This window comes from Undibacterium sp. JH2W (assembly GCF_049340425.1).
Lineage (GTDB): Bacteria > Pseudomonadota > Gammaproteobacteria > Burkholderiales > Burkholderiaceae_D > Undibacterium.
Genome location: NZ_JBMPOT010000009.1, coordinates 269,246 through 283,226, shown reverse-complemented (window position 1 = coordinate 283,226; position 13,981 = coordinate 269,246). Strand labels below are relative to the sequence as shown.

Sequence of the window (13,981 nt, the reverse complement as noted above, 5' to 3'; positions counted from 1 at the left end):
CTTTTATAACCGCCAGCGACGTCACTCGCGTCTTGGCAATATATCGCCAGCCTTATTTGCTGAAAATTTTAATCGGCACTCACAGGCAGCTTAGAACATGAGTGTCCGCTATTGACAGTACACCTCAGGGCGATACTCAGAACAATATCAACCGTAAGTCGCTTGCTGAACTCTATACTGTAGCTGACGAATTTAATAAGAAGGAGAGCGAAGTCGCGATCATGTGCGACTTAACGACCTTCATGCACGTAGGAGACTTGCTGATCGTTCGAAATGTGGATGGGCAGGAGCGTATCGAGCTAGCAGAGGTGAAGCAAGGTAAGAGAAATTTAGAGATGTTGGAAATTCTAAAGTCCTTCAGTGAGACTGGTTGTGATTGCTACTTATATTATGCGATTAAAGATTTTGATGAAAAAGACCACAAGCAATTTAAGCGGATTTTGAAACAGAAAGCCACTATGGCACAAGTTCAGGAGACTTTGGAAACTGACAAAGGAATCGATTTAGCGACGGGAAAAACGATTCACTTGAGCGGGGACGGTGAATTTGTACCGCCTACTTACTGCGAGAAGATCAACGAAGCATATAAGACGCTAAATCAGAATAGAGAGTGGGCGATTGGCGACGTTGATGAATGTTTGTTCTTCGGGATGTACAAGGGAAAGATGCTTCCTGCCGCGCCCTTTATGTTCCATACATGGATGGAGTCCTGCGACATCAAAGGACCGATTTTTTCGTACACCTCCAGCTTTTATGAAGATACAGCGAGGCCGATTCTGACTCAGTCGATATCAAGTGACTTAATCGACGATTTGCTCACAGAAAAAATTGTAATTTTCATTTGTGTAGATTTTTCCAAACTTGTCCATGAGTGCAACGAGGCCGGGATACCTGCTCGGCTTGGGTCGAAAACAGAGTCCAAAAAAATGTTCGCTAAGATGAATCAAGGGGTTATGTATGACGATCAGATGATTGCAGTGGGGACGGATGGTGTTGAGATGTTCTTAGGTGGCGGCACGTTCCTTCGGATAATGTATAGCTTTAACCGCCCTATTGACCTATTACGGCAGTTTGCAGCGGATGCGGCTAAGCAGATTAATCCCGAATGTGGTGCAGAACCCGAAGTAAAGTATACGGTGCGGGGTCAGGTCTGACATTCATACATTTTTATATTCTATATCGGCAATATGAATTCATTACAAAGTACGGAACTGGTAAGTCTAGTTGTGCAAGAGATTGCATTCACTGCCCCAGAGGGGTGGCAGAAGATAGTCTATTACCAAGAAATATTAACAGGAAGCGACGGACATCAGCGAAATATGGCGACTGCAAGATGCTGGTGCGGTAGTGAGATGAGAGAAAATCATAGTTTGCAGATTGGAGGCTCACACGAAGTATTCGAATCTATTATGGCGTTACATGAACATTTGTCTAAAAGAAGTCAAAGTTGGCAAGGTCTGTTGTTGGTAGTTTCTGGGGATGGAAAATTCAGTTCACAGTTTTTCTACAATAGCACTCCGCTCCTCGATGGTAATGATTCAGAACTACGTAAAATTTTGGATAGTGTTTCTTGATGTATTGCCTCAAGAAACAGGCATAGAGATCGTAGAGAAAAACAAAATGAACAAGGAACTTAGAGCGACTTGCTGTTGCATATGTGGTGATTCGATAATGACATTGCAGGAGCTAAATCGCGTCCCACTTATTGACCCCTATCGCCGCGGGGTCACCTATCGCCGCGGGGTCAGGTCTGACATTCATACATTTCCGACCAGGCTGGCGATTACGCGCCGCTAATCACCCTACGCGGGCTATCGAAAAAATGACACACTCTAAAAAAGTAACTATTTTGACCTGTGCTAAAGCCATCCATAAAATTCATTGTGGCGAATGTAACTGGGAACAATTTATCGTGGCAGAAACTGATGCACCACTTAAAACTTGTCCATGGTGTGGATGGAACGACCTCAATATAAGCGCAATATCGAAGCTTGGTGGCTCCCAAAATATTCATTGTGAAAAACACGGTGACGTAACTGTAATGATTCCAAATGAAAATATGGAGGTTGGCGATTTTATGGATAACCTTTTTTGCCCATTCTGCGATTAGTGCATTTGGTCTTTGTCTTGCCCCTTCCTCGTCTCCAGTTCCAATTGCGTAGTAAATCCCTGTGCCGTGACGCTGTGCGTGGTTTTGACAATGATCCAGTCTGTGTCCCCGATTGGTGTCTTTAAGCTGGGGATGCGTACTCCCATCATGGGGGTGATGTCTGGCCTGCCCAGGGCTAGGGCGAATTGCAGGGTTGCCTTACCACGCTTAACCCGGTTCATCTCTGCCTTTGCTGCTTGCTCTGCCGCTTCTTGATTGGGGTAGGTGTGCCGCAGGCGTTTGGGGTTGTCGTCTTCACCGATCAGTTCGCTTTTTTCTTTCGCGTCGCTGGGGTCGTGCCATTGGGCGCGCACGCCGCTGTAGGCGTCGCGGCTGGCGGTGTGATAGCGGTGCTTGTCGCCGTCGCGGCGTTCCAGTGTGATGGTGGGCAGGCTTTCGCCTTTGCTGTTGCTACCTTCATCAATGGGTAAGAAGAGCAGGGCATCTTTCTTGACGGTGGCGACTGCATCAAATCGCTTGCCCAGCCGGTTTAAAAAATTAATGTCTGACTCGTTGGTCTGGTCTATGTGGTCGATGACATCGCCTTGCAAGCTTTGGCTTACCTTGGGTGTTAAACCGTTGTCTTTGGCAATCTGGCCGACGATATCGGCGACGGTTTGTTGATCAAAGCTGCGGTCTTTGCGGGTGCGTACTGGCTTTGCCATCTCGGCACTGCGGGCGCGCAGGACCAGCATGTCGGGCGCACCTTCGTGTTCTACTTCGTCCACCACGAACGTGCCTTTATCCACCATGCCCGAATGTTCCCAGCCTAGCTGCAGGGTGATCTTGACGCCTTTACGTGGTATCGCCACGCGGCCGTCGCTATCATCTATGGTGATATTGAGTTCATCGACAGCGTTTTCTCTGGCCTCGGTCAATGTCAGGCTCACCAGGCGCGGATATATCTTGCTGGTAATGTCCTGGCCGTCCAGGGTGATGGCAAACAGGGGTTTATTGTGGCTCATGCTAAGTCTATGTCTTCCCAATCAAAAACATCATCATCCAGATCCGGGCCGCCTGTGTGCGGGTCTACCTGGTTGCCCAGGTCAGCGCGCTTAAGGTTGACAGTAAAATCTACCCGCAAAGCCGCGCCATCTTCTAAAAAAATAGAACCACCCTGTGTCATGTTGGTGATTAAAAATTGCCCGTAAATGCGGCCTGTGCCTTCCACCAAGACATAAGCATCCCCAGCGTCGCCCATGGCGCGCAGGTCATCAAGCGCAGCCGGGTCGCCGGTTAATGAGGGGGCCATCCAGCCCGTCAGCGTGATGGTGTCGTCACCTGGGCCTATGTATTGGTGCGCATCACGTTCGCCCACGCGGGAGGTGGCCGGGTGCTTCCATTCTGTCTGTCTCTGTAGCTCTTGGTAGGCCACGGTGGGCAAGCTGAATACGAACTGACCTAAGCTCATCATCATGGTGCTGTTTCCTTAAAATTCATCATAGTCATGCATGGCAGAGCGTTTGGCCTGGCTCTTTTGTCGTTCGCGCCTGTCCAGCTCGGCGGCCACAGCTTTGGCAATGGCTTGCGGGTCGCTGCCAGCGGGTGGGTTGATCACAATCTGGATCGTGTCCGCGCTGTGGTAGCTGCTGCCAGGTGTATTGGCTTGCGGTGCCACAGGTGGGCGACGGTCAAACTTCAAGGGTGCAGCCTGGCTTGTCTGTTCTGGTGTTGGCCTTTTTGAGATGGCTTGCAATTGCGTGACCTGTTCCGGCTGCGCTAAGGCCGCAAACTGCACCAGGGCGACAGGCTGCTGATTGAACAAGGGTGGCGGCAGTTGAGCAAAGGCCGGTGTCATGGCGGCACCAGACATACCCAGGGCCACGCCAGCACCGATGGCGGTCATTTGCTTGGTCACGCCATTGAGTTTGTCCAGCGGCAGCGCCTGAGCCTTGTCTATGCCTATTGCCAGGCCTTGCATAGTGAATTGGCCCAGCTCTGCAAACACCACGCTGGGGCTGTGTATGCCCAGCTTTTCTTTGAACCAGGACACCACATTGTCGGCCATGTTGCTGATGGTTTCGCGCACGGTGGCAGCGGCACTGGTGATGCCATTCACCAGGCCTTGCATCATGTAGGATCCAAACTCGCTAAATTTGCCAGGCAACTCCATGGTAAAAAAACCATACACTGAGGCGATAGCATTGCGGAATCGTTCTACCGGGTTCCATGCATTGATAAACCCGTTAAGAGCTGCAACGCCATTATCAAAGCTTTGTTTGATAGAAGCCCATAGCCCGCTAAAGAAGGCACTCACTTGCGCCCAATTGCGGTAGATCAGGTATGCCGCCCCGGCAATGGCTACGATAGCCAAGCCTATGGGATTGAGCAAAAAGGAACGTCCTACCAGCACTAACGAGCGCATTAGCCACATGAAGCCACTGCCCGCAGCACGTATAGCAGGCCCAAGGCCACGCAACCAGGCACCTACGCGAGTAAAAAATGGGCCAATACGGGCAAAGGCACTGGCTAGCCATTGCCAGGCACGGGCAAACAATCCGACCTTCGCCCCATTGGACGCGGCGGCAATGCCTAGCGACCTTAATAGGAAACGCATGATTGCAAATGGCCCCAGGATTGAACCGACCACAATGGCAACAACACCCAACACGGAGACCAGCCCAGCAAGTGCACCCAGGCCGATGACTGCGGTTTTTGTGACGCCTGGGTACTCTTTCATGATATTCACGACAGACTGCAATTTGTCGGCAACAATTTCCAGCGCACTGGCATAGATGGGCAAGACTTTATTGCCGATTTCTAGCTGCAGGTCATGTAGTTTCTTTAAAGCGGCAATTTCTCGGCCCTTGGCTGAATCTATGGCCAGGCCCAGGCAGGTATCGATATCGGCGGCGCGCTCATTGTTGTGGGCATTCTTTTTAATCTGCGCCATCTGGTTGACTACGGTGGCGTACAGGCCTGAGCCGGTGCGGTTGGTCATGATGGTGCCGATGGTGTCTTCAATCTGCGACTTTTCTGTGATGCCATGGGCGGCCAGCTTGGGCAGTAAGACCTTTTCTATCCATTCAAAGGGGTTGGCTTTGAACAGTTCACCTTCAACCAGGGCTTTTTCTTTGACTTCATTGACGTTGCCCACCTTGTCATAGATGACTTTGTTTTTATCGACTAGGCCCAGGCGCATGAGTTCAGACGCGGCGCGGTTGGTGGTCTTGCCCTGGTACAGGTTTTGATAAGCAGACTGCAGCGCTGTCCCCACGCGGTTGCCGCCCATCTCTTGTATCAGCGGTTCCATTTGGTAAAAAAATGCCTTGTCGTCCAGCGCCTTGGCAGCCAGGCCGCCTGTCTTGATAAAGTTCAGCCATTCATTGGAGCCTACACGGCCACCAGTGGCGGCAATGACCTTTTGCACCATATTGGCTTCATGCTCAAATTTCTCTTTGCTGGCTAAGCCACCGCGCAGCTCGATGACTTTGAGCATGTCCATAAAGGCTTCATTCTTTTGTCCGGCTTCGCCTTCGTCGTAGAGCGTGGCATTCAAAAACTTCATTTTTGCCAGCAGTGGCGTCACCATTTCGGCATGATGCAGGTCTCCAAATACAGATAGGGCATCGCGCATTAGTTCCAGATTTTCTGTTTGGCTGATGCCAAATGTTTTCATTTCAGCGGCGAATTTGACGGCATCATTCGAGTCATGCGCGCTCATGCCCAAACCTTTAAGGCGCTGGACTTCGGTTTCATAGTGCTTGGATTCACTCACGCCCTTGACTAAAGGCACGCTCATGGCTGCGCCTGTCATGGTCATGCCCATACCGCTGGAGACCATATTGCTGGCGGTGGCGCGGGTCTTTTCCATGCGGGATTTGGCGGCTGACACTTGTTCATGCCGCTTTGCCAGTTCAGCCAGCTTCAGCTTTTGCGCGTCTATCTGGCTATTTGTCGAGGCGATGCTATGGCGCAAGCTGCGGTCATGCCCGGTTAAATTGCTTGTGCTAATCCCAGCGGCGTTGAGCTTGTCGCGCAGTACCTGCAATTGCAGGCTTTCTTGCTGGTGCTGCTGTTTGATCAAACGGGCGGCCGTGGTAGCGCGGTTTAGTTCTCGCGTCATGGTACGCGTGGGCTTTTCTGTGGCGGCCATTTGTTCGGCCAGCTCTTTGACCTTGAGGCGGGCCGCATCGAGCCGCCCACCAGTTTCACGCAAGCCGGTATGCATTTGCCTGAAACCAGAAATATGCTTTTGTTGCGCGTCCAGGTCTTTTAACTTGTCGCGCAAGGCTTTCAAGGCTTTGCCGCTGGCGGTGGATTCGCCAATGATACGTTTAAGGGGAGCGGTCACACGCTCTATCATGTTGAAGACTACCTGTAACTTTAAATCGCGTTCTGACATCGCTTAACCGCTCCACTTGTTTACTCTGCTGTGTTTCTCACCCTGGCACGTTCGCGCCAGTCCATCAGCTCTACAATACTGAGATCATCCATGGCAGACGGGGGCCAGTGAAACACAATAGCCAAATCCGCCATGGCATCTTCTACGTGCGCTGGAATGCCGTGCGGTCCGCTTTCTTGACCAAAAAAAGCGACACCTCCGCGCCAATTTCGACCAGGTCAGCGACATCCAGATTCGCCACATCCTGTGTTGTCAAGATAGGTGTGGTGATGCGCGGCAGCACTTGCTGTAATGCGGCGACATTCATCTGGCCCAGCTCGACTAAGGACACGCCGCGCAGTTCGCCCGCCTTGGGCTTACGCAGAGTGATTTCTGTAATCAGGCTGTCGCCGCGCTTGATGGGTTCGTCCAGGGTGATGGTTTTGCTGGTGATGAATACAATTTCGTTATTTGCTGTTGTCATAGTGTTACTTTCTTAGGCGTTGGTTAATAAGTTAATTTTTCGATAATGAGTCTTTACATGCCAATGGCAGCGCGCAGCTCGGCGCGGCGGTCTATGCCGCCGACCATTTCTATGCCGTTGATAAAGTCCAGCTCGATGATGTCCTGTCCGTTGATGATCAGCTTGTAGTAGCTGCAGGTGGTTTTGTATTTGTGGTCGTTCTTGTCGCCCATCTTGGCGTTACCCATCTCAATTTCTTTATGGCGGCCACGGATAACGATTTCCACAGCATCTACCTGGGCGGTGTCGTCATTCTGGTACGCACCGGCAAAGCGCAACTGGACGGCGTTGTGGGTAACAGCGCCATACTGCAGCAAGGCGTCATACAGCAAGCCGCCTGCGGTCCAGTCGAATTCGATTTTTTCGCTGTGGTAGTCGACCTCGATAGGGCCAGACATGCCACCGGCAATATAGTCTTCCATCTTGCGGCCCAACTTGGGCAGGGTCAGTTCAGGCACCAGGCCAAGATAACTTTGCCCGTCATTGAACAGGTTGAAGTCTTTTAATTTGCTGGGTAATCCCATGATTTGCTCCTGGTTGTTATGGATTAGAGGCTGATTTGTTTGGCAAAGTCAGCCAGGTATTTATCTGTGATGCGCTGCTGCAGGACCAGATCTTCAACTGGTGGCACTGGCGTGTAATCGTAGTCAATGACCAGAGAACCTATCTTGAGACTGTCCTTGCTGTTGGCGGCTGGGTCGAACCAGGCTTTGCCATCAATAATTAGCCCGGCCGTTTTGAGGGCGCGGAATTTGGCATTGATGGATTCAATTAAATCACGCACTAAGGAGGGGTGCATGGGCTTGTCTACATAGCTGAAATGTACTTCTGCAATGGTGTCGGCCAGTACCTGGGCTGTGCGGGTGTAGTTCTCAAAAAAGAAAAACTCTGCTTCTTCTGCAGTTCGGGAACCCCAGAAGCGGTAACCGGTTTTGTTAATCAGGGTGGTAACGCCTGCAGCGTTCAATACACCGGCATCTGTAGCATTGCTTTGCAAATCCCAGAACACGTCCCGCGCTATGCCGGTGGGGCCATTCACCACGACATTCGATAAAGACTTGTGCCAGCCTATGTCATTGTCAATTTTGGCACGCAGACCCAGGGCGTAAGCAACAGCCGGTATGGATGCGCTGGCATTGCTGGCCGTGTCGAAGTGCACAAAGTCAGGCCAAATAATCATGACCTCGCGCTGGCCGAAGTGCTGACGGTAGGCGATGGCAGCTTCTTTGGTTTGGGCGCCCCAGGCAGAGGCATAAACGAATGCGCGCAGCTTTTGGGCGATGGCGGCCAGCTCGGTGGTGACGGCTTGGGTATCGAGTCCAGGCGCACCGAGGATGCGGGGCTTGATGCCAAACTTGGTTTGCGCGGCCAGCAAGGCTTTTGCGCCTGTGTATTGGCCGCTTGGTGTCACAGTGCCGACCACGTTGGCGGTTTGTGCTGCCTCATCCACATCACTAGCGACGCGCACGACGATGGTGACCGGGTTGGTTTGCTGTGCAATTGCATCCAGTGCGCGGGCCAAGGTACCGTTATGGCCTGCTTTGGCGATGGCTGCCTGGATGTTGGTCAGCAACACCGGCGTATTCAAGGGGAATACTGTTACGTCTGCATCGTCAGCCGTGGCCACCAGGCCAATGACAGCCGTGGATACGGTACGTATAGGGCGCGTACCTGCGTTGATTTCGATGACGCGCACGCCATGGTGGTAAGTTGTTGCGGGCATTGTGTTTTGCTCCTTTAGGTGGTTGGGAGGGTTAAGCAAGGATGGCTGCGGCGCGGCCAGGCTGGATGAGCCCGGCAATTTCCAGGGCTTGCAGGCCTGGTGTTGCTTCTATGGGTTTGATCCAGTCTGCGTTTTCTAAACGCATCACCCAATCTTTTAAGCTGGCGTTAGCTTCTGCTGCGGCCAAGATGGCGGCTCTTTCTTCTTTGGTGAAACGGTCAAGGAATTGGCCGCGTGTCAGGCGGTTGGGGGCGGGCACTGCGACATTGACAGACCAGGTAAAAGCCTGCACTGCATTGATATCTGTCAGGGCGTTGGCGGCCAGCTCGGCGGCATCGCTGCTGCGGCGTATGCTTTCGCGTTCTGCCAACACCGTATCGATATCAGCCAGGCTGCCCCAGCCTGCGGCGTCGCGTTCGTTGGCTCTTTGCTTCTTCCAGTCGGTGGCGGCAATCAGACAGGCGGCTTCTTCTTTGATTTGGCTGCAGCGGGCAGCTTTGGCGGCTGCCAGGGCCGTATCCACGTTCAGGGTGATGTTGGTCTTGCCCTTGGATACTTTGACCAGGTAGTGAGCCAGCAAGGCCGGGTTAAAGCCTTCCGGCGCTGGCACCAGGCGCACGCCTTCCCAGGCTTGCAGGTTGTCGTCTTGTGTATAGCCGGTGATTTGATTGCCGGTGTCAATAATGAGCTGTGTCATGGTGTGCCTTAGATTGCGAGATAGCCGATAGACATATAAAAAATTCCGGTGCTGACGTCGGTGTAGTACATCGCACCGTTTTGGCTGCCGACTTGTTTATTGGCGGTGGTCAAGGTGGGTGCGCTGCCACCGTTCGGGGTAGCCGCAAATTGGCTCGTTGTGCTGGTCAGGTAAAAATTGCCTGCGGTGCTGTTGTAAGTACCTGCCATCGCCAGCGTCAGGAATTTGCCGCCTATGCCAGAACCTGCCTGTGTGGTTGAGGCGTTGTAGTTGCGCTGGATTACAGTCATTTTGTTGGTGAACAGCCATTGATATAGGGCGGTCGCCGTGCTGGTGAGTGCCGATGCAATGCCAGTATTGCCATGCAAGGCATTGCGTATGCCAGCGTCAGCAAATAAGGTCACGGGCATGACAGTGCGGCCTGCAGCAATTTTGCTCGATACAAAGTTCCAGGCGTCGACCGAGGCTGTGGCATCTGCAAACAGATAGACCATGATGCTGGTCAGTTTGGTGTACAGCGCCGTCATACCAACACCAGACTTGCCCAGCTCGCGCAAGGCAATCAGGCTGGCCGCTATGGCGTCTTGTGCCTGGGTATTGGCTGCGATGGCGTTTAACCAGTTGGTGTTTGCCACAATCAGGGTCATGGCGGCCGGTACGCTGGCAAACTTGTCCATAGTCGTGCGGCTGGTGGCTGTCAGTGTCAAACAGCCAGGTATCGCGGCGATGTAGGGTGCCAGGTAGACCGCCTTGCTCTGTATCCAAGTCTGCATGACGCTGGACGCCAGGATGTCCGTCCATGCCAGCGTACTGCCCATGAGCTTAGGGCGTAACAAATCATCCTGCAGTGCCACTTGTAGGGTGCGTGCTTCGTCCGTGCACAGGCGCTGCCAGGTGCTGCGGTGGCTAGCGTCTGCCAGCCAGATGTTGATATCTGCGCTGCTCATGGCATCAAACAGGGCTAAGGTGTCGCGGCCTATCAGCGGGGCGTTGATGACCTTGTCCAGTGCGCCGAACAAGGCACCATTAATTACCATGGCATTAGTGTTGGCTTGCGCCAGATCCGCGCCTTGCAGCAAAGCGCGGGCGCGGGCTATGTATTGGTCGCGGAAATCGCTTAAGTTATTTGCGCTCATATCAAATCAATCCTGCGTAAATGAGGGTGGTCAAGTCGTCAATCTGCGCTTGCAGGTTGGCGGTAGTGGTTTTGTCTGCCTTGCCAGCTTGCACCACGCCCAGGGTGTTGATATCTGCATCAATGGCCGTGATGGTGTCGCGCAGGCGCGTTACTTCATCCGAGCCGGTGTTCTGAATGTGGGGCAGCTTGTATTGCCGGTTTGCTGTCTTTTGATCTTGCATGGCGATCCTCAAATAACAATGACGCGCAAATTGCGGTGACGCGGCCTGGCGGCGGTATTGCCGGATATATCCAGCTTAGCCCGCAGACGATCGGCATTGATACCGTTCAATTCATAAGTCAGCTCATGCCAGTCAGCAGCGATATCCCGGCTTGATACAAAGGGTGCGGGTGTGTAGACAGGTGCGCCGCCTGCTTCTGGGGCAACACTCACAACCAGGCTTGTACCTGCAGGCAAATAGCAATCCACCACAATGCGGGCACGCACGTTTTGCCCTGCAGGCACCAGCGGGCTAATGTAGCTGCCCTGGTTAGCGACAGTGCCAGCCAGTAGCGTGACGCCTGGGTACAGCACGGGAGACAGGCTGGCCGTACCCGTCAGTTTGGCCGTCACACTGAATTGCCCGGACATAGGCGCAGCCAGACGCACCGGCTGGCGGTCATCCACGTTCAAGACGCTACCGCCTGGTAAGGTAATTTGATATTCAACGCGGGTTTGTGCGCTGGGGGCTTCTACCAGGCCTAGCAGCATCAAATCAGTGACGTTAGCCAGGTTGGTATTGCCCAGCTCTATGGTGCGCGTAGTGACCTGGTATTCAGCCGCCAGTAGCCGGAAAGCCAGGTCGCGGTCTTGATGTGGCGTCCACGTCGTTGCATTACTCGATGACAGCAACACCCCCACCGTATAAGGCTGGCTGGCAACCCACTGGCCCTTATGGTCGTCATACTTGCCCAGCTCGGCAATGCTGGCCGCTGTGGTGGCGTCATCACATAAAATCACCAGGGCATAGTCCACGCCACCCGACAGGCTTACCGGGTAGTCGAAATTAATACGGGTAGCCTGACCGTCCACATTGATGGAGGTAGCCGGGATACGCGCCTGGGCGATGACCTTTTGATTTGGGATGCCTGTTGTTGTTTCCCGGATCTGTACTGCCAGCAAAGAATTGCCCTTAGCGGTGAACCACAGGTCAAGTGCAGCAATCTGACGATCAGCAGACAATGTAAAGGTTTGGGCTAGTGGATCTGCTTTAAAAAAGCTTACCCAGCCTGATGTATGGACCGTTACCAATTGGCGCACGTCTTGTGCTTCCAAGCCTATGCCGCTATATATCGCAACACCATAATTGCCATGAGTGCCAACGAATTCCACACGCTTGCTGCCTGCCGGTACTTTGGCTGGAATCATAAATGTGCCAGTGAGGGTGCCAGGCAATGGTGCTGCTACGTTACTTGGTGCTACGGTGATACCGTCGAAGCGCAAGGTCTGGATGGCTTCACCTGCTTCAAATCCTTTAATCGTAAATCCGACACTGATTTGCCGTATGAATTCGGCCGGTTTGCTGGCGTAGCTGATTTCGTTGGCAAGAATGTTGAAACGCTCATATGCTTCACCTACTGCTTGCTCTGTACGCGCCACGGCCCGGGTCTGATTTTCTGTGATGTTCTTGGTGATAGGGCTTAACCAGGTCGTGCTTAAATCAGTCCAGCGGTCTATTGCAGGGTTCAAGACCACGTCAGACGGTAAAGGGTCAAATGCATCGTAAGGGTTGATACGCATGCTGCCTGTGCGTAAAGACTGCTCCAGCAAGGTGACGGTGTTGTAAGCCAGGGTAATGGGGGCCGCCATATCGACAGACAGCAAACGTGGCTCAACGGCTACGGGCAGGGTCAGCTCACCACTAAAAATAGCGCCAGTTTGTACCAGACCTTGGTCACGCACAGCATCAGACATGAAGGGGTCTACAAACAAGCCACGCTTGGCGGTAGCGTCACGCAATTGTGTACTGGATTCAAGACGCTGCTGCGCCATTAATTCGGTCAGCAAGTCCATGCGCCTCGCATATGCTGCCAATGTATCCATAGGAACCACGCGCACGCTATCGTTAATGACAGTGCGTGCTCCAGCGCGCCAGTTCTGCACCACAGACGCCAGCGCCAACAAATTGGCCGGTACGCTGGGCGATTTTGGGTTGCGATCTGCCGCCACACCTGGCAGCCAGACCAGCCCACCGGCGCTATCCATGCACAAACGGTCTATGCGGGGCAGCATGCGGTTATAACTGAGCAGGATAGCCGTACCCAGCACAGCGCCGGTGATTGTGCAACCATCAGCATCTATGGCGCTGGCAGGCACAGTAGCCAAATATTGATACGTGACCTTATACGTGCTGCCTGGCTGTGGCTCTGCACCTGGCAAAGACCAGTCTATCTGCTGGGCGGTGAATTTCCAGTCCACGTCCTTGGTGTAGGTGGTGGCACCTTGCTTTACAGACAGCACGGCCAGTACGGAACCATCTTCCAATGGGTCGAGTGCGCCTGTAAAACCGCCGTGCGCGACGTCGATGGTCTTTTGCGCGGTGATGGTCACACGCAGCACGTTGGCAGCAGGTGCACGGTCAAAGTTCACGCGCTGGGCTGCCGGGCCTGTGGATTGGTGTGGTTCATTCTCGATATAGCGCAAGTCTGGTGTGACTGCTCTTACCAGGCGGCGACTGGTGGGCAGTTCCACCGCAAAGCCGGACACCCTGGCGCGGCCTTCGCTGACGGTGTACACCTGTTCACCTGTGGGCAGGTTGTCTGCTGCTGTGACATTCAGGCCGTTGACGGTATAGCTGCCGCCTGATGAATCACGGTCATAGCGGGCGATTGCCTGCGTGACGCCATCCAGCTGGGGCGGTGGTTCTTTGCTACGTACTGTGCCGTCTTCTACTGTATAGACAGGGTAAAAATTACCTTCCTGGCCATCACCCGCAAAGCCCCAGGCTAAAAGCTTTTGCAGTCGACCTGCACCGGCTTTGTCAAAACCACGGGTATTTTGCGCACGGTTGCGCAGGCTGGGGTCTTCTAGCTCGGTGACGATGTGGGCTTGCATGTACACACCAACAATGACGATACCCACCACAGCAATAGTGAGGTTTGCAGGCGGCACGCCACGTACCGCGCCATCGACATACAGCGCGCCAGATTCACAAGTCGTCGCGCCGGTGCTGGCATTGACGACAATGCGGGCATCACGGATAACCGCACCATCGGCCAGCAACACGTCTGCCACGCCTTTGATGCGGCCTTGCAGCAGGCTTTGTGTTTCGTTGAGTTCGTCAGACTGGATAACTTTGTCTGAGCGGTACAGCACCGTATCAAACTGCTTTGCCGGATTGTGCCGGTTCAGGTAGCCGGGTAAGTTAATATTTTGATCCATGGGGGT

At 53.3% G+C, this 13,981-nt stretch carries 14 protein-coding genes; 3 read left to right on the top strand and 11 right to left on the bottom strand.

The window, feature by feature from the left end; genetic code table 11:
- Nucleotides 1-101 precede the first annotated feature (101 nt).
- The 3 genes from ACO0LC_RS15915 (at nt 102) to ACO0LC_RS15905 (ending at nt 2,110) form a co-directional block, all read left to right on the top strand.
- Nucleotides 102-1,154: a hypothetical protein gene (locus ACO0LC_RS15915; RefSeq protein WP_423004743.1), complete on the top strand. Its 1,053-nt coding sequence runs from the start codon at nt 102-104 to the stop codon at nt 1,152-1,154.
- A 33-nt stretch (nt 1,155-1,187) separates the two neighbouring features.
- The gene (locus ACO0LC_RS15910) at nt 1,188-1,574 is read left to right on the top strand and encodes a hypothetical protein (protein ID WP_423004741.1); all 387 of its coding nucleotides are present in this window, start codon (nt 1,188-1,190) and stop codon (nt 1,572-1,574) included.
- A 248-nt stretch (nt 1,575-1,822) separates the two neighbouring features.
- A complete protein-coding gene (locus ACO0LC_RS15905; protein WP_423004739.1) occupies nt 1,823-2,110 on the top strand; it encodes a hypothetical protein in 288 nt (95 codons plus the stop codon).
- Here the strand turns inward: ACO0LC_RS15905 and ACO0LC_RS15900 are convergent.
- Genes ACO0LC_RS15900 through ACO0LC_RS15850 form a run of 11 tightly spaced genes read right to left on the bottom strand, consistent with a single transcriptional unit; the run spans nt 2,107 to nt 13,975 of the window.
- Nucleotides 2,107-3,114 (bottom strand): contractile injection system protein, VgrG/Pvc8 family, encoded by a 1,008-nt coding sequence (locus ACO0LC_RS15900; RefSeq protein ID WP_423004737.1) that lies wholly within the window; start codon nt 3,112-3,114, stop codon nt 2,107-2,109. The genes ACO0LC_RS15905 and ACO0LC_RS15900 overlap by 4 nt on opposite strands.
- The gene (locus ACO0LC_RS15895; RefSeq protein WP_423004735.1) at nt 3,111-3,566 is read right to left on the bottom strand and encodes a phage tail protein; all 456 of its coding nucleotides are present in this window, start codon (nt 3,564-3,566) and stop codon (nt 3,111-3,113) included. Before ACO0LC_RS15895 ends, ACO0LC_RS15900 begins: the two co-directional genes overlap by 4 nt.
- A 12-nt stretch (nt 3,567-3,578) precedes the next feature.
- Complete coding sequence (locus ACO0LC_RS15890; RefSeq protein WP_423004733.1) at nt 3,579-6,494, bottom strand: phage tail tape measure protein; 2,916 nt, start codon at nt 6,492-6,494, stop codon at nt 3,579-3,581.
- 20 nt (nt 6,495-6,514) lie between these two features.
- The gene (locus ACO0LC_RS15885; RefSeq protein WP_423004731.1) at nt 6,515-6,628 is read right to left on the bottom strand and encodes a GpE family phage tail protein; all 114 of its coding nucleotides are present in this window, start codon (nt 6,626-6,628) and stop codon (nt 6,515-6,517) included.
- Nucleotides 6,629-6,636: 8 nt separating this feature from the next.
- Entirely contained in the window at nt 6,637-6,957 is a 321-nt protein-coding gene (locus ACO0LC_RS15880; RefSeq protein WP_423004729.1) for a phage tail assembly protein, read from the bottom strand.
- Between the two features lie 53 nt (nt 6,958-7,010).
- Nucleotides 7,011-7,520 carry a phage major tail tube protein gene (locus ACO0LC_RS15875; RefSeq protein WP_423004727.1) on the bottom strand — a complete coding sequence of 170 codons (510 nt, stop codon included), beginning with the start codon at nt 7,518-7,520 and terminating at the stop codon, nt 7,011-7,013.
- 23 nt (nt 7,521-7,543) lie between these two features.
- Nucleotides 7,544-8,719 carry a phage tail sheath protein gene (locus ACO0LC_RS15870; protein ID WP_423004725.1) on the bottom strand — a complete coding sequence of 392 codons (1,176 nt, stop codon included), beginning with the start codon at nt 8,717-8,719 and terminating at the stop codon, nt 7,544-7,546.
- A 31-nt stretch (nt 8,720-8,750) separates the two neighbouring features.
- Nucleotides 8,751-9,416, bottom strand: a complete 666-nt coding sequence (locus ACO0LC_RS15865; RefSeq protein ID WP_423004723.1) for a hypothetical protein — start codon at nt 9,414-9,416, stop codon at nt 8,751-8,753.
- An 8-nt stretch (nt 9,417-9,424) separates the two neighbouring features.
- Entirely contained in the window at nt 9,425-10,552 is a 1,128-nt protein-coding gene (locus tag ACO0LC_RS15860; protein WP_423004721.1) for a hypothetical protein, read from the bottom strand.
- Nucleotide 10,553: 1 nt separating this feature from the next.
- The gene (locus tag ACO0LC_RS15855) at nt 10,554-10,775 is read right to left on the bottom strand and encodes a hypothetical protein (protein ID WP_423004719.1); all 222 of its coding nucleotides are present in this window, start codon (nt 10,773-10,775) and stop codon (nt 10,554-10,556) included.
- An 8-nt stretch (nt 10,776-10,783) separates the two neighbouring features.
- Entirely contained in the window at nt 10,784-13,975 is a 3,192-nt protein-coding gene (locus tag ACO0LC_RS15850; RefSeq protein WP_423004717.1) for a DUF4815 domain-containing protein, read from the bottom strand.
- Between the last annotated feature and the right edge of the window lie 6 nt (nt 13,976-13,981).